Annotated in this window: 25 protein-coding genes and 1 rRNA gene; 11 read left to right on the top strand and 15 right to left on the bottom strand. The window is 39.4% G+C overall.

What is annotated here, in order from left to right:
• The first annotated feature begins 89 nt into the window (after positions 1-89).
• On the top strand, positions 90-650 hold the full coding sequence (locus KP78_RS20650) for a DUF3267 domain-containing protein (protein ID WP_041088271.1): 561 nt from the start codon (positions 90-92) through the stop codon (positions 648-650).
• Positions 651-805: 155 nt separating this feature from the next.
• Positions 806-985, top strand: coding sequence for a hypothetical protein (locus tag KP78_RS09090; protein ID WP_041088685.1), 180 nt, complete (start codon positions 806-808; stop codon positions 983-985).
• Positions 986-1,111: 126 nt separating this feature from the next.
• Here KP78_RS09090 and KP78_RS19135 read toward each other — a convergent pair whose 3' ends face one another.
• The gene (locus KP78_RS19135; RefSeq protein ID WP_084219920.1) at positions 1,112-1,201 is read right to left on the bottom strand and encodes a YjcZ family sporulation protein; all 90 of its coding nucleotides are present in this window, start codon (positions 1,199-1,201) and stop codon (positions 1,112-1,114) included.
• Positions 1,202-1,231: 30 nt separating this feature from the next.
• The gene (locus tag KP78_RS09085) at positions 1,232-1,315 is read right to left on the bottom strand and encodes a YjcZ family sporulation protein (RefSeq protein ID WP_041088269.1); all 84 of its coding nucleotides are present in this window, start codon (positions 1,313-1,315) and stop codon (positions 1,232-1,234) included.
• Positions 1,316-1,546: 231 nt separating this feature from the next.
• Here KP78_RS09085 and KP78_RS09080 point away from each other — a divergent pair, with 231 nt between their 5' ends.
• Entirely contained in the window at positions 1,547-2,482 is a 936-nt protein-coding gene (locus KP78_RS09080; protein WP_041088267.1) for a peptidylprolyl isomerase, read from the top strand.
• A gap of 184 nt (positions 2,483-2,666) precedes the next feature.
• Here KP78_RS09080 and KP78_RS09075 read toward each other — a convergent pair whose 3' ends face one another.
• The 5 genes from KP78_RS09075 to KP78_RS09055 all read right to left on the bottom strand — a co-directional run bounded on the left by KP78_RS09075 (position 2,667) and on the right by KP78_RS09055 (position 7,537).
• Positions 2,667-2,849 carry a sporulation YhaL family protein gene (locus tag KP78_RS09075; protein ID WP_041088265.1) on the bottom strand — a complete coding sequence of 61 codons (183 nt, stop codon included), beginning with the start codon at positions 2,847-2,849 and terminating at the stop codon, positions 2,667-2,669.
• Positions 2,850-2,957: 108 nt separating this feature from the next.
• The gene (gene yhaM / locus KP78_RS09070) at positions 2,958-3,914 is read right to left on the bottom strand and encodes a 3'-5' exoribonuclease YhaM (protein ID WP_041088264.1); all 957 of its coding nucleotides are present in this window, start codon (positions 3,912-3,914) and stop codon (positions 2,958-2,960) included.
• 66 nt (positions 3,915-3,980) lie between these two features.
• Positions 3,981-5,177 (bottom strand): tetracycline resistance MFS efflux pump, encoded by a 1,197-nt coding sequence (locus KP78_RS09065; protein WP_041088262.1) that lies wholly within the window; start codon positions 5,175-5,177, stop codon positions 3,981-3,983.
• Positions 5,178-5,382: 205 nt separating this feature from the next.
• Complete coding sequence (locus tag KP78_RS09060) at positions 5,383-6,654, bottom strand: ABC transporter permease (RefSeq protein WP_235420886.1); 1,272 nt, start codon at positions 6,652-6,654, stop codon at positions 5,383-5,385.
• Positions 6,638-7,537, bottom strand: coding sequence for an ABC transporter ATP-binding protein (locus KP78_RS09055; RefSeq protein ID WP_041088258.1), 900 nt, complete (start codon positions 7,535-7,537; stop codon positions 6,638-6,640). Before KP78_RS09055 ends, KP78_RS09060 begins: the two co-directional genes overlap by 17 nt.
• Positions 7,538-7,694: 157 nt before the next feature.
• Between KP78_RS09055 and KP78_RS09050 the strand changes: the two genes are divergently transcribed.
• The gene (locus KP78_RS09050; RefSeq protein WP_041088255.1) at positions 7,695-7,880 is read left to right on the top strand and encodes a YhzD family protein; all 186 of its coding nucleotides are present in this window, start codon (positions 7,695-7,697) and stop codon (positions 7,878-7,880) included.
• Positions 7,881-7,925: 45 nt separating this feature from the next.
• Here KP78_RS09050 and KP78_RS09045 read toward each other — a convergent pair whose 3' ends face one another.
• Together KP78_RS09045 and KP78_RS09040 are read right to left on the bottom strand one after the other, a co-directional pair.
• Positions 7,926-8,720, bottom strand: coding sequence for an enoyl-CoA hydratase (locus KP78_RS09045; protein WP_041088253.1), 795 nt, complete (start codon positions 8,718-8,720; stop codon positions 7,926-7,928).
• A gap of 115 nt (positions 8,721-8,835) precedes the next feature.
• The gene (locus tag KP78_RS09040; protein WP_422723701.1) at positions 8,836-10,359 is read right to left on the bottom strand and encodes a coproporphyrinogen III oxidase; all 1,524 of its coding nucleotides are present in this window, start codon (positions 10,357-10,359) and stop codon (positions 8,836-8,838) included.
• Between the two features lie 207 nt (positions 10,360-10,566).
• Between KP78_RS09040 and KP78_RS20300 the strand changes: the two genes are divergently transcribed.
• The gene (locus KP78_RS20300; RefSeq protein ID WP_052474729.1) at positions 10,567-11,868 is read left to right on the top strand and encodes a globin-coupled sensor protein; all 1,302 of its coding nucleotides are present in this window, start codon (positions 10,567-10,569) and stop codon (positions 11,866-11,868) included.
• 657 nt (positions 11,869-12,525) lie between these two features.
• Here the strand turns inward: KP78_RS20300 and KP78_RS09030 are convergent.
• The 3 genes from KP78_RS09030 to KP78_RS09020 form a co-directional block, all read right to left on the bottom strand.
• Positions 12,526-12,894: a YlbF/YmcA family competence regulator gene (locus KP78_RS09030; RefSeq protein ID WP_041088249.1), complete on the bottom strand. Its 369-nt coding sequence runs from the start codon at positions 12,892-12,894 to the stop codon at positions 12,526-12,528.
• Positions 12,895-12,975: 81 nt separating this feature from the next.
• The gene (locus KP78_RS09025; RefSeq protein WP_041088683.1) at positions 12,976-14,112 is read right to left on the bottom strand and encodes a DUF445 domain-containing protein; all 1,137 of its coding nucleotides are present in this window, start codon (positions 14,110-14,112) and stop codon (positions 12,976-12,978) included.
• Positions 14,113-14,215: 103 nt separating this feature from the next.
• A complete protein-coding gene (locus KP78_RS09020) occupies positions 14,216-14,611 on the bottom strand; it encodes a ferritin-like domain-containing protein (RefSeq protein ID WP_041088247.1) in 396 nt (131 codons plus the stop codon).
• 106 nt (positions 14,612-14,717) lie between these two features.
• Here KP78_RS09020 and KP78_RS09015 point away from each other — a divergent pair, with 106 nt between their 5' ends.
• The 4 genes from KP78_RS09015 (at position 14,718) to KP78_RS09000 (ending at position 17,577) form a co-directional block, all read left to right on the top strand.
• On the top strand, positions 14,718-14,939 hold the full coding sequence (locus tag KP78_RS09015) for a YheE family protein (protein WP_041088245.1): 222 nt from the start codon (positions 14,718-14,720) through the stop codon (positions 14,937-14,939).
• 50 nt (positions 14,940-14,989) lie between these two features.
• Complete coding sequence (locus KP78_RS09010) at positions 14,990-15,169, top strand: hypothetical protein (protein WP_041088243.1); 180 nt, start codon at positions 14,990-14,992, stop codon at positions 15,167-15,169.
• Between the two features lie 124 nt (positions 15,170-15,293).
• A complete protein-coding gene (locus tag KP78_RS09005) occupies positions 15,294-16,211 on the top strand; it encodes a PucR family transcriptional regulator (protein ID WP_041088241.1) in 918 nt (305 codons plus the stop codon).
• A 268-nt stretch (positions 16,212-16,479) separates the two neighbouring features.
• Positions 16,480-17,577, top strand: coding sequence for an ABC transporter ATP-binding protein (locus tag KP78_RS09000; protein WP_041088239.1), 1,098 nt, complete (start codon positions 16,480-16,482; stop codon positions 17,575-17,577).
• A 70-nt stretch (positions 17,578-17,647) separates the two neighbouring features.
• Here the strand turns inward: KP78_RS09000 and fumC are convergent, their stop codons facing one another.
• A complete protein-coding gene (gene fumC, locus KP78_RS08995) occupies positions 17,648-19,036 on the bottom strand; it encodes a class II fumarate hydratase (protein ID WP_041088238.1) in 1,389 nt (462 codons plus the stop codon).
• 153 nt (positions 19,037-19,189) lie between these two features.
• On the opposite strand from fumC, the gene KP78_RS08990 reads away from it, so the two are divergent.
• Positions 19,190-19,804 carry an NAD(P)-dependent oxidoreductase gene (locus KP78_RS08990; protein ID WP_041088236.1) on the top strand — a complete coding sequence of 205 codons (615 nt, stop codon included), beginning with the start codon at positions 19,190-19,192 and terminating at the stop codon, positions 19,802-19,804.
• Between the two features lie 657 nt (positions 19,805-20,461).
• Here KP78_RS08990 and KP78_RS08985 read toward each other — a convergent pair.
• The gene (locus KP78_RS08985; RefSeq protein WP_041088234.1) at positions 20,462-21,559 is read right to left on the bottom strand and encodes a metallophosphoesterase; all 1,098 of its coding nucleotides are present in this window, start codon (positions 21,557-21,559) and stop codon (positions 20,462-20,464) included.
• Positions 21,560-21,972: 413 nt separating this feature from the next.
• On the opposite strand from KP78_RS08985, the gene KP78_RS08980 reads away from it, so the two are divergent.
• Positions 21,973-22,377, top strand: coding sequence for a hypothetical protein (locus KP78_RS08980; RefSeq protein WP_041088233.1), 405 nt, complete (start codon positions 21,973-21,975; stop codon positions 22,375-22,377).
• Between the two features lie 452 nt (positions 22,378-22,829).
• Here the strand turns inward: KP78_RS08980 and rrf are convergent.
• A 5S ribosomal RNA gene (rrf, locus tag KP78_RS08975) occupies positions 22,830-22,945 on the bottom strand.
• Positions 22,946-23,095: the final 150 nt, after the last annotated feature.

Genomic DNA, 23,095 nt, shown 5'->3' with positions numbered 1-23,095 from the left:
TACAGCCTATTGATTTTTTGGTTCAACGGGAGTAAAGTATCCATGCAGGTTACTATACGGTTTGTCGTCTAAATTGGAGGGCGATTTTTATGCATTGCTGGAAATCTATTAATGTTAAAAAACAATATGGATTTTATCGAATATTTATGTTATCTACCATATCCGTTTTAACTATTTTTTCATTTTTACACATCTTCTCAAGAATTTTTAGTGGTGATCCGTTACAAGATCATTATTTCTCATTTTTTATAATCGGTTTTTTTCTCATCTATCCGATTCATAAAGCTTTTCATGTATTGCCGCTAATTTACTACATGAACAAGATCACGATTCGCACCCGGTTTGTCTTTTACTTTGTTCCGATCATGTTCCTCCGTGTGAAAAAGCCGATCCCAAAAATATTATTTATCATTGCACTTATTTTTCCGTTTGTGATGGTGAATGGTATTTTACTTACTGGGGCAGTATCATTTCCAAATTACGCCCATTACTTTACCATGCTGACAGCGTATCATAGCGGTATTTGCTTAGTGGATTTCTTGTATGCTAAATACTTGTTCCGTTCACCAAAGGATGCACTGATTGAAGAATTTGACGAAGGGTATGAAATTTTAGTACCCGAAAAAGAAATCAATATGAAGCACGCATAATAAGCAAATGATCCTCTAGACACCTATTTTATGAGAAAACTAGAGGATCTATTAATAGGTAAAAGCTTACATTCTCAGAACCTAACTCTGTTTTTTTGTCTCTTTTTTTGGTATGGTAGTAACTAGAGGATAGGAGGGGTTAGTTAATGGTCTCTATTATTACAGTGTTTATTTTGTTTACAGTCTTTATTTTATATTCAATTAATCGTATGACCAATAAATTATGTGTTCAAAAAGAAATACCAGATGAGCGGCAGCCTAAAGTATTTAGAACGATCAATATTCTAATATTGATCCTACTCATCTCATCATATGTAGATGTTCTTTACGCATAATAAAGGAACTGACCAGATCAAAACTGGTCAGTTCCTTTTTATTTGGTTTTGTTAAACTTGCCTGTTGATTTCCGCTTCAATCAACTAGTGCCAAAACCAACAATGGTCTTTAACATGACCTTTTATTTAAAACCATGCAGAGCCAATAATGATCAGCAGGATGAATAAAACAACAACAAGCGCGAAGCCTCCAAATCCAAAAGCCCCATCTGACATATCTGAAACCCCCTCCTATATTAAATCAAATTAAAACCAAGCTGAACCTACAATGATCAGCAAAATGAAGAGCACAACAATAAGAGCAAAGCCTCCACCAAAGCCGTATCCCATTGCAATCCCTCCTCTCTATTCATATTCATGCTATTCAACAAATGATCTATTGGAATAGGCTTATTTGATAATCTCGGAGATTTGTGAAAATTTCGTGGAATCGTGCAAACAATCATTACCATTTATTTGGCTTAATTCTCTAAAACCTTTTGACGCACTCAGGGATTATGTTATAGTATTCATTGTAGATTTTTACAGCTAGCAAACGCTGACAATAAGGAGAGATATACCATGAAGAAATGGATCACAACGATCACATTAGCTGTTGGGGTCTTAGGACTTGCAGCATGCAGTGATGATGCCGGAGAAGTAATCGTATCATCAAGCGCTGGTGATATCACAAAGGAAGACCTTTATGAAGACATGAAAAATTCCGTTGGTGAACAAGCCCTCCAATTGATGGTGATTGAGCAAGTTCTTCAGGAAAAATACCCTGTTACTGACGAAGAAGTGGACACTGAACTAGCCTCTTTAAAAGAGCAATATGGTGAAGATCAATTTGCTGCAATGATCGCACAGCAAGGACAAACAGAAGACTCGTTCCGCGATGTTATTCAATTTAACTTGCTTCAAGAAAAAGCTCTAACCGCTGATATTGAAGTGACGGACGAAGAGATTGAAGCACAATATGAGAAACTTAAAAAAGAAGTAAATGCTCGCCACATCCTAGTGGCAGATGAAGAAACAGCCAATCAAGTGAAGCAACTTCTTGATGAAGGCGGCGATTTCGCTGAGCTTGCAAGAGAATATTCTACTGAGCCTGCTGCACAAGAAACAGGCGGTGAGCTTGGATTCTTCGGCCCGGGACAAATGGATCCAGCTTTCGAGGAAGCGGCATTTAGTCTAGAACCAAATACGATTAGCGAACCTGTACAATCAAGCTTTGGCTGGCATATCATTGAAGTAACCGAAACACGCGAAGCAGACATCGAGAGTCTTGAAGATATGAGAGACCAAATTGAAAATGATTTGAAACTAGCGAAAGCTGACCAAAGTCAAATTACTTCTATTATTCAAGAGGAACTCCGCGCTGCTGATGTTGATGTGAAAGACGAGGATTTATCTGGAGCATTTGATTCATTTTTGAATGCCCCAGCAACTGAAAAAGGCACTGAAGAAGGTACTGAAGAAGGTACTGAAGAAGGCACTGAAGAAGGCGCTGAATAATCGCTTATAAATTGAAAGGGCCGACGCATTTGCGTCAGCTCTTTTTTTGTCTGAGAAGTTTATCGGCGGAATCACTTTTAATATTTATTCAGCAAGCATAAAAATATCGACACTAAGCAAAAAATACATTCCTGCTCGCAGTCTATCGTATTAAATAAGCCTATAAATACAGATTTCTCCTTTTTTAATCCTCATCTCGAAAATTAAGCCGCTTCTTCTTCTCCTCATACATTCGATTAATGTATGTACTTCCATGCTCTTCAATAAATTTACGTTCAATCTTTTTTTCCTGATAGGCAGACCGCAAGGCCATAATTCCACTTAGCACTATACCAGCAATCGTAAAATCAATCCAAAGTGGCCACATATTCTCTCCTCCTTTAAACAATGATGATTTCTTCGGTTATGGACAGCCTATGTAGCGAAAAACAAAAACATGCCATCTCTTTAAGAGAATGGCATGTTTTTGTTTTATTCACGATTCCTGATTTTCTTCATATATGGTGGGTTTATAAAGCGAACGGTTTTCTAGAGCAAAGACACGCTCAGTAAATTCACCCGGCTGCGTTCGTTTGAGTACACGGTCCATCATATTCATTTTTGCATCTAAATTGTCAATGTAATGCAGAATTTCTGCCTCACGAATTAATGGAGGCTTTGGAGAGCCCCACTCTGCCTTACCATGATGTGAGAGTACCATATGCTGAAGCAGTAAAACCTCTTCCCCTTGAATATCAAGTTCTTTGGCCGCCTGACCAATTTCGTTGATCATTAAGGTAATATGACCCAAAAGATTTCCTTCAAGCGTATACGTGGTTGAAACAGGTCCAGAAAGCTCTTCTACCTTTCCCATATCATGCAAAATAATCCCTGCGTACAACAGATCCTTATTTAATGAAGGATAAAGCTGCGTTATAGATTTTGCAATATGAAGCATAGATAGAACATGGTACGCAAGACCAGATACAAATTCATGATGATTTTTTGTTGCTGCCGGATATTCCAAAAAATCCTTTTGATGCTTCTTCACCAGATGACGTGTTAATCGTTGAATGGTAGGATTTTTCATTTCAAAGATATATTGTGTAAGCTGATCCAGCATATCTTCTTTAGCAACCGGCGCTGATTCTATAAATTCACCGATGGACACTCCGTCTGAAGCTGTTGCCGGTCGGATTTGACGAATACGCAGCTGGTTCTTACCTCGGTAGTTGTGAATATCACCAGTAACCTTTACGATTGCCTGAGGATGATAACGTTTTTCGTCTTCATCACCGGCATCCCAAAGCTTTGCTTCGATATCTCCACTGCGATCCTGCAAAATGAGTGTAAGAAACGGCTTCCCCGCATTCGTTATCCCTTTTGTTGATTGCTTTATTAACAAGAATTGCTCTACATTATCTCCAACATTTTGGAAGGTGATCCCTTTCATGCCACCCACTCCTCTCAATATTAATTATGTACAAATAAAGGTTCTCATGACGCTATAATATTTCAGCTAATCTCTTGGCTTTTTTGCGATCCAGATTCTTGTCGCAATTAAGCCAATTATCATGATCGACGCTCCAAATAAATATGGAATATGAATATTCCATAGAAATAAGGTTCCTGCAAGAATTGGTCCCGCCACATTTCCCAGGCTAAGAAATGAATTATTCAAGCCCATAACCATTCCCTGTCTAGGTCCTGCCAGCTTAGAAATAAGCGCATTTAGGGAAGGTCGCAATAAAGAATTTCCGATAAAAAAGATTCCTGTTGTGATAATAACCATTGTAAAATTTGCGGCAAGCGTCATGATAACAAAACCAAATGCGCTGATTACCATTGCAATGGTAACGACCTTTTCTTCTCCAAACCGCTTGGTCATTCTGCCTACCCCAATGCCTTGGACAAGTGTACCTACAATTCCAACAATGAAGATAGTAAAACCGACTTGCTGAGGTCCATAGCCGTAGCGTTCTAATGCATAATAACCAAAAACCGCCTGAAAATTTGCTAATCCAAAGCTCATGATAAACACAAGAATCAGTAAAAAGCCAACTGGACTCACAAGCGCTTGTTTGATTTGAGTAAATTGTCCCACTCTAGATTCAAGCGGTAAGGCTTCACGCTGTTCTTTTGTAAAAGATTCAGGTAAAAGAAAAGTAGAAACCACCGCTGCCAACGATGCGGCAATTCCTGCAAATAGAAACGGGTATGAAAGATCAAATTCCGCGAGCCATCCGCCTATGCCCGGTCCTACGACAATACCAAGCCCCATTGCGGCACCTAAAATACCCATTCCCTGCCCTCTACTCTTATCATCCGTTACATCAGAGACATAAGCCATAGCTGTCGGCATTAACGCCGACCCAAAAATCCCAGCCAGTATTCTTGAAATAAACAGCATCCACAACCCTGTCGCAAACGCAAAAATAAATTCTGCGATCGCAAAACCAATCAAACCAATCGTAATGAGCGGCTTACGCCCTATTTTGTCTGATAGACGCCCCCAGATTGGAGCAAATAAAAATTGCATAAAAGCAAATACGGCGACAAGAAACCCAAGTGTTTGTGCATTGGCATTAAATTTCTCTACATAAAAGGGCAAGATCGGAATAACCAGCCCAATCCCCACCATTACAATAAACAAATTAAAGCTAAGCAGAAATAAAGGGGCTCGATTACTATTTTCTTTAACCGATTCAGTTTGCATCTTTACATTTCCTTTCATCCTCACTCTATTGATCCCGTTTCCATCATACCTGAAGCAGCTGAGAGTGGCGAGAAAGAATCTGATAAACGCGAGCATTCCTTTATACTTTTCAGATTAGCATAATCGTTCGTTATCATCTTATCAAATAAAGATCCTTTTTCCCAAGAGAAAGGCCAGTTCGATTCATGATCGATTCTCGTTTCATTTACTCTTTTTTTGTTATCATTAACGCTTTCCGCAAATCCTTAAAGGAAGAGCCGTTTCCATACATAAGCACCCCTCCACGATAGACACGCGCTCCGAACCATCCAAGCAGTACGATCGTGATAAAGGTGAGTACGATCGCAGTAATCGGTTCCCAAATTGGTACGTTTAGCATTCCTACACGAGTAAACATCACAAGCGGACTAAAAAATGGGATAAATGACGCGATCGTCACAAATGTGGCAGTTGGATCTGCTATACCATAAAAAGCAAGGAACGTTCCGATACCAATCAGTAATGTCACGGGCATTAGCATCTGCTGCAAGTCCTCTGTACGGCTAACAAGAGAGCCTAGAAATGCAGCTAACGTAGCAAAAAGAAAATAGCCTAGTAAGAAAAAGATCAATCCGAAGACAAACGTCTCTATACTGCTGCTGGAGAAGCCAAAAAATTCATATATCCCCCCCTGCATTTGATCTCTGTTAAATTGCAGAGAAGCATAGCCTACAATTCCCCAAATGGACAGCTGTGTTAATCCAAGAAGGCCTACCCCAAGGATTTTCGCGAAAATTTGCTGAATGGGAGGAACACTTGAGACCAATATTTCCATTACACGCGATGATTTTTCCGCTGCAACCTCTGTCGCAATCATCATTGAGTACAAAAGTACTGAAATATAAATAACAAAGATCATAATATACACAAGCCCACGCGCTTCACTCAGCTCAGCTTCTGATTTTGCTGTTTCTGAAAAAGAGTCTTGCTTAAAGGTGACCGGCATATTTAATGTAGCTAGTTCATCCGCGCTAAGGTTTAGTTTATTCGCAGCTAGATTTGACTGAATAGTCTGTAAGGTTAACTGTAAATCATTCGATACATCAGAACTTGTTAATGACTCTGAAAAGTATACGGATTCGATTTTCCCGCTTTCCTTTAATGTGACAGTCAGCAGCGCATCATACTGGCCATCTATCACTTGCTGTTCAACTTCATCAAATGGTCCTGTCACCTGATTAATGGAAATTTGATCATTTACCAATAGAATTTGCTGCTCAAGAGCCCCTGCGACTGTTCCTTCTTCATCCTTTACAGCAATTTTCCATTCATCTTCTGCTTCTCCCCCACGGCCAAATTGATCCATAATGGTTGAAAGGTTCGCACCCACCATGATCGCAGCGATAAAAAGGATTGTCGTTAGTAGAAATGATTTTGATTTAAATTTGTCTATATACGTCTTTGCGAGAATTAGTCCGAATTTATTCAAATGAAGCACCTACTTTCTCAATAAATATATCGTTCAGAGAAGGTTCCTCAAGGGAAAATTGTCGGATAAATCCTTTTGCGTTAATCTCTTTAAGTATTTCCTGGGAAACTCCTTCATTCTCAATCTGCAGGGTGACCCCGTCCATTCTTTCCTTCACTTTCACAACTCCTGGAAAGCCCTTTAGATAAGTAAGATCAAATTCTGCGTTAATTAAGAGATTTTTCTTTCCAAAGGATCGTTTAATTTCTCTGATTCCCCCATGAACAACAGGCGATCCTTTATGTACAATACAAACGCTTTCGCAAAGCTCCTCAACATGCTCCATGCGGTGGCTGGAAAAGACAGTTGTCGTCCCCTTTTTATGAATATCACGAACGGCATCCTTTAACAGCTCTACATTTAAAGGGTCAAGCCCGCTAAATGGTTCATCTAAAATAAGTAAAGATGGTTTATGTAAAATTGCTGCTATAAATTGTATTTTCTGTTGGTTTCCTTTTGACAGCTCTTCCACTCGTTTATTTTCATACTCAGGTACGTTAAAGCGCTCCAGCCAATAGATTAGCTCTTGCTCGGCTTTCTTTTTCTCCATCCCTCTTAACCTTGCTAAATAAACAACCTGATCCTTTACTTTCATTTTAGGATATAAGCCTCTTTCTTCAGGCAAATACCCAACCTCATGGCTGTTATGATATCCGATAGGTTTTCCATTCCACGTGATCGATCCGCTTGAAGCATTGATGAGACCTAGCACCATACGAAAGGTGGTTGTTTTTCCTGCACCATTTGCACCTAAAAAGCCAAACATCGATTTTTCAGGAATAGTTAATGATAGATTATCTACGGCAACTGACTCACCAAGTCGCTTTGTTACTTTTTCAATACGCAGTGTCATAACTTCCCCTCCCTTGAGCTCCTTACATATTTATACGAATCATTTAGAAAAAAGGTTCAGTTTTCATACTATTTCGTCCATTCATCTTTACTGAGTGGTCATCTCTATGTAAAAATAATAACGATGGGAGAAATAAAAGACAAGGAGAGTGTAAGCAATGGGTGTTTATAAGATAACTGCCTTTGAAAAAAAAGGAGAACTTTTATTAGAGGATACATTTGAAGCTGAACATGATGATTCAGCAAAGGAAATTGGTCACAAAAGACTCGAAGCAGAGGGGCTGCTGGAACAAACACATCGTTTAGTATCGCCTGCAGGTAAACTACTATTGTTTCACACATAAAAGAAGGTTACGGCTTAATAAACAAATGAGCCGTAACCTGTTTTTCTATTGGCCTTTGAAATTCGGTTTTCTCTTCCCAACAAAGGCTCGTATTCCTTCTTGATGATCTTCCGTCTGACGCATACGCCACTGTGCTTCCTGTTCCATTTCTAGCACTTTCTTAAGCTCTCTCCATTGGCCACGTCTTAGAATCGATTTTGTTTCCAGCATCGCTTTCAGAGGTCTTGCTTGATAGCTTTGGACAAGTGCCTTCACTTCAGCCATCACTTTCCCTTCAGCAACAACATGATCGATAAGTCCAACTGCCTGTGCTTCATGCCCGTTCATCACGTCACCTGCCCAGATCAACTGCATGGCTTTAGACGCTCCTATACGCTCTTTTAAAAAATAATGTCCGCCGCCATCCGGAACCAAGCCAATTCCGATGAAGTTCATTGCCAGTTTACTGCCTTCTTCTGCTACAATAATATCCGTTGCTAGGGCAAGGCTATATCCCAGTCCTGCAGCAGCACCATGAATAGCGGAAATAGTAAGCTTATCCATTGAATAAAGTGTCATGGAAACATCTGAAGCCGCCTCCATCATACGTTGAAAATGCTCTTCTCCATTCGACTCAAGCATGGATTTAATATCTCCGCCTGAGCAAAATGCCCGACCTTCTCCTTTTAGCACGACAATATTAATATCCGGCTCTCTATTTAATTCCTTCAGCGCCTGCGCCATTTCAAGCATGAGATCTGTTTGAAGGGCATTTAAGCGGTCAGGCTGGTTCAACGAAACCCAACCGACAGTACCTTCAACACTAACTTTTATTTTTTTATAATCTGTTTTAATACCCATTTTTCCATCCCCTTTATAAAATGAATGTCCATTCATTATTTCGGGATGGTTAACAAAAATTCCTGCTCAAAAAGAAAATCTTCATAAAAACATCATTTAACTAAAAAAAATAATCCTACAAGGTTTCAACTTTTGGTGGAAATAATCCTTCTAAGAAAGCAATTTTCTTGCTTGTATAATCCATAAATCCTTCATTATAAGACTTGGGATCTTTGGGATTTGCGAATTGCGTGATACTCCCTGATGAATGATCAATGAACTTACTTGCTGCTCCGCATCCAAGCCCGATAATCGTTTGTACTTCCTCCATAATAATAATATTATAAAGACTTTCTTCCCCCGGCATCGCATAGCCCACATTTTCGAGATTCCCTAAGATATTTTTCTGGCGATATAAGTAATAGGGAACATACCCGTTTTCAGCCGTCCATTTTTGTGCCAAATTCATCATTTCTTCAGCCTCTGCACGATCTGCTACCTTATACTTTTCACGATTCAGCGTCATTTCTGATGCACGCTTAAAGGACAATGTGTGAACTGTCACAGATTCCGGCATCAATTTTTTTGTTTCAGCTAAAGAATGCTTAATCTCCTCTACACCTTCGTTTGGAAGACCAATTATTAAATCCATATTGATGTTATTCATCCCGTGCTCACGTGCTAGGTGAAATTTATCGATCGTTTCCTGCACCGAATGATGACGGCCGATTGCCTTTAATGTCTCATCCGTATACGACTGGGGATTAATACAGATACGGTCTATATCCCACTTCTTCAAAATTTCAAGCTTATCAGGTGAAATGGTATCCGGCCTTCCCGCTTCCACCGTTACTTCACGGACATTTTTGACATCGGGAAATGATCGATACATCTCTTTATACAATTCGTCCATTTCTTCTGCAGTAATGGCTGTTGGAGTACCGCCGCCAAAATAAATGGTTGTAATCGCCACACCACGTTCCTTTAACCAGCGCCCGGTTTCTTGAATCTCATAATGCAAGCCAGCTAAAAATGACGAAACTTTACCCAGCTTCCCTTGTATGGCAAACGCTGGGAACGTACAATATGCACATTTTGTTGGGCAAAACGGGATCCCAATGTAAATACTTACTTCATCCTGTATTTTATATAGATCCGGGATCATCGTAAGCTGACGATCTACAATGCGTTCCATTAAATCAATTTTTTCATCCGTAATCAAATACTGCTCTTTAAGATTTGCTCTTGCTATATCTGGTGCTACACCGTTCATACGATGACGATGCATCAGCTTAGTTGGCCGAATGCCTGTCAGCACTCCCCATTTTTGACGAATGCCTGTGTAATCCTGGAGAATGGATAAAAACACATGAGAGACTGTATTTTTATATTGCTTAAACTCTTCTTTTTCAGTTTCTTTTTTCACAAAATCACTTGTTCTGTGCGCAATGAGCCGAGGGTCAAGCAACTCAGCAGAGGCATGCAGCTTATTCACTTGTCTAGTGATGTTTATATTCAGCACAAGTGATTGCCCTGAAGCTACTGGCTCTTCCGTTACAGTCAGCTTTGTCTCCTCATAAAACAAATTTGCGATCAATTGCAACGGGCGTTCATATCGTTTATCTTCCAAACCATTTATTATAATATTCAATGTAATCACCTTTCACGATTAAGCTTGTTTAAGTGTACAAACCTTTAGTTGCAGGGTCAATAAGGAATTTTTTTTCAAAATCTCCAGCTGTCTTATCCCTTTAACCATTGGTGAAATAAACCTAGTATATACATCGATTTTAAGAGGTAATTATTCAAGATTTCATCGATTTAGTCGATATCAAAAAAAGGTAATCATTGAAGGAGGATTTTGCTTATGAAATGGTCTCTATTATCTAATGGCAAACAAACGAAAGAATCTTTGAATGAACAAATTGCACAACAGAATTCGAATGCTGTAAGTATTAATCTTTCCAACAAAGCCACAACAGTAAAACAAATGAATATGATTTCTCTTAAGGAAGATGATCTAAGAAGACTTCTCCAATTCAAACCCGTTGTCAGTAACCATATCGATAACATTGTGGCTCAATTCTATGTAAATCTTGAACAGGAGCCAGCACTTATGCGGATAATCAAGGATCATAGTACAATCGAGCGGTTAAGACAAACATTATCCATACATATTCAAGAAATGTTTAATGGCAAAATTGACGAGAACTATCTCGCACAGCGTCAGCGCATTGCAGCGGTTCACCTGCATATAGGGCTGGATCCAAAATGGTATATCGCTTCATTCCAGGATTTATTAAATTCATTTATTACACTGATCGAAGAGCTTCCATATGAAGAAGGAGACAAATTTCAATTAATCAGATCCGTATCACGTGTATTGAATTTAGAAATGCAAATTGTTTTGGAAGCCTATGAACAACAGCATGAAAACCAATTGCGTACTGAACAAAACCATCTTCACAATTTACTTCAAACGTTAAAAGACAGTGCAAGGACATTATCTGCGAGCAGTCAATCCACAAGTGAAAGTGTGGAGAGTATGAAGCTGTCTCTTGATCAACTGTCTGATTTATCACACAGTGGTTCTAGCATTGCTGAAAAGCTGCAATCTCAAACAAATTCAGAACAAATAAAGCTAGAAAACACAAAAGCGGAAAGCGAACAAATTTCATCTAAAATGTATACAACAGAAAAAAATATTCATGAACTGAATGACTTAAATAGTCAAATCTCTGAAGTTGCCAATATGGTCACATCCATCGCTGATCAAACCAATCTTCTTGCCCTTAATGCCTCCATTGAAGCCGCAAGAGCCGGTGAGCATGGAAAAGGCTTCGCAGTCGTAGCAGATGAAGTCCGAAAGCTTGCCGAAAATACAAAGCTATCCGTTAGCCAAGTATATGAACTGTTGAAGGATACAAACGGAACAACTTCTAGCATTGAACAATCCATCGTTGAGCTAAAAGCTTTGTTCGAAGCAGAAAGAGAAAGCATCTTATCCACAAGTGCTTCCTTCACCGAAATCTTACATTCAATGACAGAATTAAAAATTCAAAACGAAAAAATGGACATTGACATCAAAAACCTAGTACTATCTCTCGGAACCATCTCACAAGAAGCATCAGAAGTAGCACAAGCAGCCGCATCACTAGACCAACAATGAAAAGCGGAAACGCCCCGTTTAGTCCCGACAAGCATAAGACGCACTGCACTAGTTGGCGCTCTTTGCCAACTGGGGCAGTGTGGCTTATGACCTCGAGGGACTGGGCGTTGCAGCTGGATCTCATGAAAAGCGGAAACGCCCCGTTTAGTTCCGACAAGCATAAGACGCACTGCACTAGTTGGCGCTCTTTGCCAACTGGGGCAGTGTGGCTTATGACCTCGAGGGACTGGGCGTTGCAGCTGGATCTCATGAAAAGCGGAAACGCCCCGTTTAGTTCCGACAAGCATAAGACGCACTGCACTAGTTGGCGCTCTTTGCCAACTGGGGCAGTGTGGCTTATGACCTCGAGCAGCTAGCAGCCGGAGCTAGGCAAGTGGAAAATTGGAATCTCCCTATATTATATATACAGGGACCATTTACAAGCCGTTAGATAAATTTACAGGCCGTGCTCCCCAATTTACAGGCCGTTACCGAATAGACTACGAAAAGCGCAGGCGGCTTGCTTAGCCCCGAAAAACATAAGACAAAACGTTTTTACTTACGCCACGATTATGAGCATACTCAACAAAAGAAATCCTCCTTATGCTAAGGAGGATTTCTTTTGTTGATAACCTTATTAGAAAAATTACGATGATTCGCCTCACCTGACTGTAGCGATTATTGGCTTGGACCACCTTGACCCATTGGACCGTATAATTCTTCTAAAGGCTTCATAATGACCTTATTAAGATCTTGGATAAGCATACTCATTCGTTGCTCTGAATCCATTAGTTTCGAAATTAAAGCATGCTGCTGAACAAGTGCAGCCGTTTTTTGAGCATGTTCAATTTCGTCCTGGGTAATTTCTTCCCCAGTCAGTTGTTTTTGCTGAAGCACAAGCTGAATATCACGGAAATTCTCAAACATACGGCGTGCTGATTCATCATTGGTCACCGCATCGTACATTTGCTTCAAATGAGTAAATTCATCGCTCTTTCGAATGGCACGCTCTAATTCGTTTGCATGATCGTACAGATTAACTGACAATCGTAAAACCTCCTTTTTTTAACCCACTCTTCGCCTCTTCCCTACTACCTGGGGAGTCAAACTAAATTGTGGATATTTGTTTCAACCTATGAATAAAACAAGAATCCCTTGGAAAAAGCCAATTATTCCGCCTAAAAGGGCACCTAGGTAAGTAATCATTTTAAATTCACGCCGAGAAATCCCAAGCATCAGATCTTCAATACGAGCTACCTCAAATGAATCCACCTGTTCACGAACGAGATCCTGCAGATTCATTTTTAACAGCAGCTGTTCCAGCCTTTCACTTAGCATAATCCTGACAGTCTCAACAACCTTTGGTATTAATCGCTGCTGTACGCCTTCTTTTAGTGGTGTTGACGCTTGTCCCAGCGGACGATCAAGCCATTCATCCAGATTGATTCTTTCTTTGACAAGACCTTGCAGTCGTATGACTAAATCTCGATCTGTCACGATTGAAAAAGCACGATCCCATTCCCAATCCTTTACTTTTTCCCATTCTGTGTGTAAAACCTGTTTGAGTATACCATTTGTTCCTTCATGATTCAAAAATTTAATGATTTCTGGCTGCACCTTGTCAGCCAAAGATGTATTTCCCATAAACATTTTAATCATGCTGCCAAGTGTTCCTCGTGTTTTCAGGAAATCATCAATCATGATTTGTATGCGTTCTTTTCCTTCTGGTGAAGAAAAATACTCTACACCTTTTTCTAAAATGTAGGATGATACATTTTCAACCTTTCCATCTAAACGAATCAACCATCGTTCTGGTAGAGTTTCACGAATCGTTTGCGATCGATAACGCTCTTTCATATTTTCATACTGCTCCTCGATCCACGAGTCCATTGTTTTTTCAACATAAGGTACAGGAGAATCAATTTCAAATCGTGCCATCCATGTTTTGACTGATTCTTGAGAGTTGAAAATATAATCGCTTTCTTTTTGCAGCCAAGCAGATATCGCTTTTTCTTGCCTCTCATGTAAAAAACGGGCTTTTAAGCTCTCTGGTGTCAACAGATAATTAACAACAGTAAGTCCAAGCTGACGCGCCAGCTCTTCTCTTCTCTTTGGAATTAATCCTGGGGTGAAAGGCAATCTCCATTTACCAATATAGACCGCATTATAGGGTCGAAAAAGCATTTTAATTGCCAGTGAATTCGTAAAACCGCCAATCACAGCTCCAACTATCACCATTATTACTATCGTACCGATTGTTCCCATTTGACCTTCACCTTCCACTAAACTTTACTGCTTTCGCAGCATCTTTTTAAGTATAGCAGAAATCACACATGAGTTCGTCAATAAGGGAATTTCTCGTTTTATCTCACTGTAAGCTGGTTAATATAGTAGAAAACCTCATCGCGTGCTCAGATTCATCCATCATTGCAACAAATAATGGCTGATAGGCTTGCTGAACCGGAATTTGAAAAAGTAAATCCCGATACTTCTCTGATGCTTCCCATTCATCATTTAAAGATTTTAATACGCCTTCACGAAAAGATGAAGCTCTTGGTTCTTTTTCAGGATCTTGAACATATGTGCCGGTTAATGAAAAAAACAATGCTTGAAAAGAGCTATAATGATTTTTTTCGTCGTTCATCACATGCTCAATCCATTTTCTAAACTGAGGGTTATTGGTTCGTGATCGTAAATCCTTGTAGTAATAATAGGCTTTATATTCATCTTCAATCGCTTTTCCCAACTCTTCTATAAAAGGCATTATTCTCCCTCCCATCACATTGTTATCACTTTATGCACAACCCGAAAACGTATGCATCACTTCATGCTATACTGTTAAAAAGTGATTTTTTCACAGGAGGATTCTCATGATACAGCATTTTCATTTTCAGCCGATGTTTGAAAATAAACAACTACCGGGATGGACCATTTCATTTACATACGAAGGGCAGCGAATTTCAGGGATTTATCACAAAACCGGGTCTATTGAGTGGACAAGCGAGCCTCACTTCCATTCAGAAGAGGCTGAACAAGCAGTAAAAAAACAAATTCACGAGCTTTTGCTGTACCACGTCTACGACGAGCAATAGTATAAAAACGTACTCCCTTACATATAGTAATTCTCAAGGGGGGTGTCATGATGACAAATCCATCGTTTTTGCCCGATACATGTCATGAAGGGCGAGATAAAGCCTGCTTTGACGTTGACCGCTTTATCAATGAAGGGATGTCAGGCGGCAGTGTACATCGCCGTCATCACAAAGCAAACATTGAAGAAGCAATGGATCTGGAGCAAGAAGCACCACCTGCTGGGTCATAACCCACAACAAAAAAGGCGATTGCAAATGCAATCGCCTTTTTTACATCTAAGACTCTTTCTAATCACTTTGCATATCATCATGCCTTCGATACAATGTAAGAAGGATTGAAAAGGATGATGAGAAATGACCATGTTAGAAAAACTTGTTCAACAATACCCAAACGCTATAGTCACTCAAAAGCCAACAGAAGACCAGCTTCAACACTTCCTTTGGTATCAAGAATCTTCTTCCAATGAAATGATTGGATTACCTAAGTCAGAAATAACAACGAATGAGGCAAATCTTATTGGACTATTTCTAAATAAAATAATACCGGTTGCTTCTTCTACACACGCTGCAATGAAATGGGATCAGTATTTATTTGGTGATTCTAATGAAATGCCTTTACCTGATCAATCAATATTTCGGTTTATTTCCTTCCAGCTGTCACAATCTAATCATTATCAGGAAATTGTAGAGCCTTTACATTTTGTTTTTTCTGATGATGCCGTCATTGTATTTAGAGATGCTACTAACGGATATGTCATAGAACTTAAATCGGAAAACTCTTTGACTAAGGAAGAGCTAGCTTCTGCTGCTCAGGCGCTTGAGACAGATATCGATGTGAAAATACAGTTCTTTATAGGCGCTTTCCGTTCATTTGGTCAGCAAACAAAAGCCGAACTTCTTCAAGAATTGAAATGGTTTAATGAATCCAGAAATTGGACAAACCGACAAACCGTCATCACAGCCGAAGAGATCTTCCCGATTGTCGTGCTGAATCATTTATCGAGCATTGAAAAAAGCTTTTTATTTTCAAAAATATTCGAGGCTTTTCAAGCAGATCCCGAATTGTCTCATGTAATTAGAACCTATGTAGAGAATTTATCAAATGCAAGCAGCACTGCAAAAATTCTATACTTGCACCGCAATAGTCTCCAATATCGATTAGATAAATTTTCAGAGCGAACAAATATCGATTTAAAATCCGTTCATGGAAGCATGTATGCTTATCTGGCCTGTTTGGAATGGGAGATAAAAAAAGCGGAAAATGTTCGTTAAAATTCGACAACCATAACCGGCCTTTCCATCTAAACTAGTGTATTAGCTTCTGTTCTTGAACAAAATTATCCATTCGTATCCACCTTTATTGAATTTTCCAATGATTTCTCAATCGATCTTATCAAATAAACCTGAGTAAAAGAAACGACTCGTCAAAGTGACGAATTGCCGTTTCTTTTTTTGTGCAGGTTGTCCATTGGAAAGGCTTTCATTCTTTTGTAAGATAAATATCAGATAAGAAAGACTATTGTTGATGGAGGAATGACAAATGGCAGAGTTAAAGTTAAATAATATTTATAAGATATATGAAAAGGATGTAACCGCTGTATCTGATTTCAACTTACATATTAAAGACAAAGAATTCATTGTCTTTGTAGGTCCTTCCGGTTGCGGTAAGTCTACTACTCTTCGTATGATCGCTGGTCTTGAGGAAATTTCAAAAGGAGACTTCTTCATTGATGATGCACGTGTAAATGATATGGCCCCTAAAGATCGTGATATTGCGATGGTATTCCAAAACTATGCCCTCTATCCTCATATGAGCGTATATGATAATATGGCGTTTGGTTTGAAATTACGTAAATTTGATAAACAAGAAATTGAGAAGCGTGTTAAAAATGCTGCAAAAATCTTAGGACTAGAAGCGCTGCTTGATCGTAAACCTAAAGCACTTTCTGGTGGTCAGCGTCAGCGTGTTGCTCTTGGACGTGCCATCGTGCGTGATGCGAAGGTATTCTTAATGGATGAGCCGTTGTCTAACTTGGATGCAAAGCTTCGTGTACAAATGCGTGCAGAAATCGCTAAGCTTCATCAGCGTCTACAGACAACAACGATTTATGTAACACATGACCAAACTGAAGCAATGACAATGGCAACACGGATCGTTGTTATGAAAGATGGTCTCATTCAACAAGTTGGGTCACCAAAAGAAGTATATGACAATCCTGAAAATGTGTTTGTTGGCGGATTTATCGGATCTCCTGCCATGAACTTCTTCTCCGGTAAACTATCTGAGCAAGGATTTGTCGTTGAGGATCAAACACTTTCTGTTCCAGAAGGAAAAATGAAGACATTGCGTGCTCAAGGATACGTTGGAAAAGATATTATCTTAGGTGTACGTCCTGAAGATATTCATGATGAGCCTTTATTCCTCGAAGCTGCTGTTGGATCGAGATTCTTGGCAAACATCGAAGTATCTGAATTAACAGGAGCAGAGCTCATGCTTTATTCTCAGATTGGCGGACAGGATTTTGTTGCTCGAGTAGATTCACGTTCAGACATAAAAGCTGGTCAAAAAGTTGAGCTTGCTTTTGACATGAATAAATGTCATTTCTTTGATGCTGAAAGTGAATTACGTATTCGTTAATTCCTTTGTTGGTTCCCCCCTATAACCATAAAAAACGAGGCGGACTCTTCATGAGTTCGCCTCGTTTCTATTACTCCTTCAAATTCACCATATTTATTGGTTGGATCCATTCATCGTACTGCTCCTCTGTAACGAATCCTGTTTTAATGGCCGCTTCCTTCAGGGTGGTATCCTCTTCAAAAGCCAGCTTTGCGATCTTCGCTGCTTTTTCATAGCCAATATGCGGGTTAAGCGCCGTCACAAGCATTAGTGATCGGCTCACATGCTCTTCAATTACAGAAAGATTTGGCTCAATGCCAATCGCACATTTTTCATCAAAGCTCTTCATTCCATCAGACAGCAGTCTTAGAGATTGCAGCACATTGTAAATAATAACTGGTTTGAAGACATTGAGTTCAAAATTCCCTTGACTTGCTGCAAAACCAACCGTTGTATCATTTCCCATGACCTGTACACTAATCATCGTTAGCGCTTCACTTTGAGTCGGGTTTACTTTGCCTGGCATGATCGAACTTCCCGGTTCATTAACAGGAATCGTGATTTCTCCAATACCGCTTCTCGGTCCGCTTGCAAGCCAGCGCACATCATTTGCAATTTTCATCAAATCGGCTGCAAGGGCCTTTAATGCTCCATGCAGATGAACCATATCATCATGGCTTGTTAACGCATGGAATTTATTATCAGATGAATGGAATGGAAAGCCTGTCTGGAGTACTAGCTGCTTGGCCACTCGGTTACCAAACTGAGGATGAGCATTGATCCCTGTACCAACTGCTGTTCCTCCAATGGCAAGACAAAGTATATGCTTGCTCGCTTCCTGGATCATCGTATAGGATCTCTCAAGCATCACACGCCAGCCGCTGATTTCCTGGCCAAGCGTTAAAGGAGTCGCGTCTTGCAAATGCGTTCTCCCTATTTTAATAATTTCTTTAAAGGCTTGTTCTTTCTCATAAAATGTATTTTTTAATTGCTTCAGACTTGGAAAAAGCGACTGACAAACGCTTCGATAGGCTGCAATATGCATAGCTGTTGGAAAAGTATCATTCGAGCTTTGTGACATATTTACGTCATCATTTGGGTGAACTTTTTCTTCGCTCCCTTGCTCCTTCAGAAAAAGATTTGCACGGTAAGCCACAACCTCGTTTACGTTCATATTTGACTGAGTGCCGCTTCCAGTTTGCCAAACGACAAGCGGGAAATGCGTATCAAGTTCTCTGTCAATGATCTCGTCGCATGCTCTGACAATGGCATCACGCTTTTGAAGAGAGAGTTTTTCAAGATCATGATTAACAATGGCAGCTGCTTTCTTTAACTCAGCAAATGCATAAACAATTTCTAACGGCATTTGTTCAATCCCAATTGGAAAGTTCTCTTTGCTTCGTTGTGTTTGAGCACCCCAATAACTGCTTGCAGGAACCTGAATTTCACCTAGTGTATCCTTTTCGATTCGAAAATCCACTCGTTCTCCTCCTCCTTACAAACGTTTTCACATATTTATTGTACCATTATCGCTTTATTAGCTCACCTTTCACACCCATTCAAGCTTTCGATCATTGTATCGAACGTATACAATAGAAAAAGATAGATTTAACTTTTGATAGGAGGGGTTTTTATGAAAATCGCACTTTTCGGCGGAAGCGGACGAGTCGGTTCCATTTTACTAGAAACCATGCTTAACGATGGTCATGAAGTAAGCGTGATCTCTCGTAAGCCGCTGTCTGCTGCACAGAGCCGTATATATACAATAATTGGAGATGCCACGAAGCAAGAGGATGTTTTTCACACCATTAAGGAATGTGACGCCGTTGTGAGCGCACTCGGGACGGATAAAAACGAAGTCATTTCCAAAAGCCTAGTTCATATACTGAACGCCATGCGATTGGAAAATGTATCAAAGATCATTACAATTGGAACCGCTGGGATAGTAGATTCAAAAATAGAGCCAGGCAAATTCCGCTTTCACTCTTCTGAATCCAGTCGCCGACTTACTACTGCTGCTGAAGATCACTGTAAAGGGTATTTGATGTTAAAACAGTCCAAAATGAGATGGACGATTGTCTGTCCAACCTATCTTCCTGATGGTGAACGTATTGGAAACTACCGACTGGAAAAAAATACATTACCCGACAACCCTTCCAGCATATCAATCTACGATACGGCGGATTTTGCTTATTCATTGCTGAAAAATACGGAGTATGAGCGTTGTAGAGTGGGAATCACTTATTAGGCTAAGAAGCTGCTCGCTTTAAATCTTTTGGCACCATTACACTCTTTGAAATACCAAATAGCCACTGAAGGATTCTTTTTGCCCGTACCGTGACCGAACAGCTTGGCGTATACTGATTGATTTGTCGTCTTGGCTTTCTGCCTCCTCCATTGCCGTAATCTCGGCGATTGCGGGTTTTACGGCTTTGAGGAAGTGCATGGTTTTACTACGAGGATATTCGAGTTTTGTATATGTTCAATCCAAGTGAACACTAAGCACATGAGAAAAATTAGAGCAGACCGTCAAATCAATACCTTTTTACCTCATTGAATATATCGATCATAAGTTGGGCGGCCGCTCTACTTCTCCCCTGTTAAATCCTTCAGCCGATTAGAGACATTCCTAGAATGGGTGGTTGCGGAAGAATCTCTACAAGCAGAACAAATAAAAAAAATTACCAAAATAAGCATCCGGAGAAAGCGAGAAAGCTGATCTGTTTCAACGTCTTTTACAAAGACGGTCGCAGTTATAAGACGTTTTATAAAAAATCTATATTACGTCCTTTTTTATAGTCTAAATCCCAGCAATCATCGGAAGTGTATCGATATTGATCGCTGGCATTATTTCTTAGAATAATCATAATTTATTTCAATGACTCTTCCGCATACTCCCACACCATTATTTAAAAGTAACATTTATGACCATAACCTCAGAACGACTTCCGATTCTTAGCGGTGGACCCCATGTGCCAAAACCAGACGAAACAAATGAATGCAGATTTTCTTTTTTTAGATATCCCCAATCATTTTCATAGATCATACTAGTAATGATGTTTGCTGGTGCTAACTGTCCTCGATGAGTATGACCAGACAAGATTACATCTACTCCACTTGCGCTAGCTTCATCTAATTCAACTGGCTGATGGTCAAGCATGATGATTGGTTTTGTTTTATCCAATTCTTCTACAAGTTCTTCAGCCGTTTCTCTATTTGTATCAGTGAGATCTTTTCTCCCCACGATATAAAAATCATTGTTAATGCTCTCTGTCTCATCCAGTAAAAATGTTAAGCCAGTCTGCTCCATTTCGCTTTCTATTTCTAACAGGTCATCCCCGTAATAATCATGATTCCCTGGAATGGCGTATACGCCAAGCGGTGCATTCATTTTTTCAAGATGTTTTCCCATCTCTTTTTCTATGAAAGGGTCTACATTATCATCGATGATGTCTCCTGCTATTAAAATAATGTCTGGTTTTACATCATCCGCTATCTCTACCATACGTTGAATATGTTTTTCTCCTACTATAGGACCCAAATGGAGATCAGATACCATCAAAATCTGTAACTCTTTAACTTCCGCCGATTTTTCCACTGTTATATCATATGTTCTTACAATTGGATTCCAGGCATTAATAGAACCATATACTAAGATGAAAAAGAAAAACCCGATAACACCAATCCCCGTCCAAAAAGTACCGTTCTTTATGTTCTTCTTTTTTAATATATATACTACGATATTCGCAGCTGGGAATAAAATTAGACTATAACCTATCACAACAAACCAATACGCTCCAATTATTTCAAGCGGTAAAAAAGAAAGTAAACTTCCAAGAAAATAAGCTGTTGATAACAATACCATCACCGTTACATATCCTTTTTTATGTTGTGGTAATTTGCTTGACTTGAGCCAATTCCAGCCAGTGTAACCAACGTAATAAGATAAAAGTCCATAAATGGATATGGTGACCAGCACAGCAAGTACATTTAAGAATGTCATTTTTAATAAATATCCTCTCTCTAATTCAAAATGGTTAATTTATTTTAAATTGTAAAGCAGATAGATAGTAACACATTTTTAAACATTGCACTCTATTAATGATTAGTTCGTAGTCACGACACATTTAATATTGTTAATTTTTCATCTAGTAAAATCCAGTAAGAACAATGATGATCTATTCAAATTATCATGCAACATGATAGTCGATAGTTGCTTGATCTCTACGGACAGAACATATTTAATGGTAAAATTATCAGTTTATTAAAAAGAAAGTTGGAACATTTTGTTTTAGTAAACGTCAAAAAAAGAGGTGAAAATGGATGAAAATCAATTTGTTTTCTTGTTTTGTTATACTCTTTTCTATCTTATTACTAATAGGATGTACAAGGTAAAATACTTTTAATGAAAATCCGATGAAAGAAGAGTTAACAGAAGAAAAATTAACTTCTGAAACACCACCTGATTTAACTTTGTTAATCAGTGAGCATAATGTTAGAACGACACGAGGCAGCTACTCTTGGTCTTGGTACAATGAAACCGAAGATGCCATGACTAGCATTGTGGCAGATTCTGGACCACCACCAGCCCTAGTAAACATTGAAAATGGAATAAATGTATTTTCGAATGCAAATGTTCGATTAAACTTCAAAGAATCTCCAATAAATTATGTGGTCAGAATATGGGATATAGAAAATAACATAACAGGTACTTATGACGAAATCGACCTTTCTGAACACGAAGGGAAAGTAATTTTTAAGGTTATTTCAAACTGGGAACAAGGAACATCAAGTTATGCATTTTCTTTAAACATCAATTGATTTTTTACTTAACTAACGAAATGAGTAGTTATAATAGTCACGAATAAGAAACCATCAGCCATCCTTTTTCTTTTTAAAATAACCACATTGACATTTAAGAAAGCCTATTTTTAAATAATTTTTTTGTACAAAAAAACTGCTACCTTTTTTAGTAACGGTCCTTTCTCAGTGCCTAGCGACGTCCTACTCTCACAGGGGAAACCCCCTAACTACCATCGGCGCACGAGCTTAACTTCCATGTTCGGCGCTGCGGAAAAGGATGAACGGCGGATCTTTAGCGTCAGCTTCACACGTTCGGTCCTCACGCGTATCACACGTTCCGGGTCTCTCTCCCTCGCTTCCTTGATCTCCTTGTTCCTCCCTTCCCTCGCAGTGCTTTTATTGTAAATAAATCGTTTTAAATTCAAACACAAAAGGACCGCTACCTTTTTTGGTAACGGTCCTTTCTCAGTGCCTAGCGACGTCCTACTCTCACAGGGGGAAACCCCCAACTACCATTGGCGCTGAAGAGCTTAACTTCCGTGTTCGGCATGGGAACGGGTGTGACCTCTTCGCGATCATCACTAGACGCTATTTACTTGAAGATTCGCACCTTCAAAACTGGATAAGACATTTCACAAGAAAGCGAACCGAAGGTCGCGTATAAAATTTGGTTAAGTCCTCGATCGATTAGTATTCGTCAGCTGCACATGTCGCCATGCTTCCACCTCGAACCTAT

Source organism: Jeotgalibacillus soli (assembly GCF_000829435.1).
Taxonomy (GTDB): domain Bacteria; phylum Bacillota; class Bacilli; order Bacillales; family Jeotgalibacillaceae; genus Jeotgalibacillus; species Jeotgalibacillus soli.
This window is presented reverse-complemented; position numbering and strand designations above follow the sequence as displayed.

Excerpts from the sequence above, each read along its gene's own strand:
- KP78_RS20300 (WP_052474729.1), top strand. The coding sequence starts at position 10,567 with ATGAAATGGTCTCTATTATCTAATGGCAAACAAACGAAAGAATCTTTG.
- KP78_RS09005 (WP_041088241.1), top strand. The coding sequence starts at position 15,294 with ATGACCATGTTAGAAAAACTTGTTCAACAATACCCAAACGCTATAGTC.
- KP78_RS09000 (WP_041088239.1), top strand. The coding sequence starts at position 16,480 with ATGGCAGAGTTAAAGTTAAATAATATTTATAAGATATATGAAAAGGAT.
- KP78_RS08985 (WP_041088234.1), bottom strand. The coding sequence starts at position 21,559 with ATGACATTCTTAAATGTACTTGCTGTGCTGGTCACCATATCCATTTAT.
- KP78_RS08980 (WP_041088233.1), top strand. The coding sequence starts at position 21,973 with ATGAAAGAAGAGTTAACAGAAGAAAAATTAACTTCTGAAACACCACCT.
- KP78_RS08990 (WP_041088236.1), top strand. The coding sequence starts at position 19,190 with ATGAAAATCGCACTTTTCGGCGGAAGCGGACGAGTCGGTTCCATTTTA.
- KP78_RS09050 (WP_041088255.1), top strand. The coding sequence starts at position 7,695 with ATGGGTGTTTATAAGATAACTGCCTTTGAAAAAAAAGGAGAACTTTTA.
- KP78_RS09010 (WP_041088243.1), top strand. The coding sequence starts at position 14,990 with ATGACAAATCCATCGTTTTTGCCCGATACATGTCATGAAGGGCGAGAT.
- KP78_RS09085 (WP_041088269.1), bottom strand. The coding sequence starts at position 1,315 with ATGGGATACGGCTTTGGTGGAGGCTTTGCTCTTATTGTTGTGCTCTTC.
- KP78_RS09080 (WP_041088267.1), top strand. The coding sequence starts at position 1,547 with ATGAAGAAATGGATCACAACGATCACATTAGCTGTTGGGGTCTTAGGA.
- KP78_RS20650 (WP_041088271.1), top strand. The coding sequence starts at position 90 with ATGCATTGCTGGAAATCTATTAATGTTAAAAAACAATATGGATTTTAT.
- KP78_RS09015 (WP_041088245.1), top strand. The coding sequence starts at position 14,718 with ATGATACAGCATTTTCATTTTCAGCCGATGTTTGAAAATAAACAACTA.
- KP78_RS09025 (WP_041088683.1), bottom strand. The coding sequence starts at position 14,112 with ATGGGAACAATCGGTACGATAGTAATAATGGTGATAGTTGGAGCTGTG.
- KP78_RS09065 (WP_041088262.1), bottom strand. The coding sequence starts at position 5,177 with ATGCAAACTGAATCGGTTAAAGAAAATAGTAATCGAGCCCCTTTATTT.
- KP78_RS09020 (WP_041088247.1), bottom strand. The coding sequence starts at position 14,611 with ATGCCTTTTATAGAAGAGTTGGGAAAAGCGATTGAAGATGAATATAAA.
- KP78_RS09045 (WP_041088253.1), bottom strand. The coding sequence starts at position 8,720 with ATGGGTATTAAAACAGATTATAAAAAAATAAAAGTTAGTGTTGAAGGT.
- KP78_RS19135 (WP_084219920.1), bottom strand. The coding sequence starts at position 1,201 with ATGTCAGATGGGGCTTTTGGATTTGGAGGCTTCGCGCTTGTTGTTGTT.
- KP78_RS09075 (WP_041088265.1), bottom strand. The coding sequence starts at position 2,849 with ATGTGGCCACTTTGGATTGATTTTACGATTGCTGGTATAGTGCTAAGT.
- yhaM (WP_041088264.1), bottom strand. The coding sequence starts at position 3,914 with ATGAAAGGGATCACCTTCCAAAATGTTGGAGATAATGTAGAGCAATTC.
- KP78_RS09055 (WP_041088258.1), bottom strand. The coding sequence starts at position 7,537 with ATGACACTGCGTATTGAAAAAGTAACAAAGCGACTTGGTGAGTCAGTT.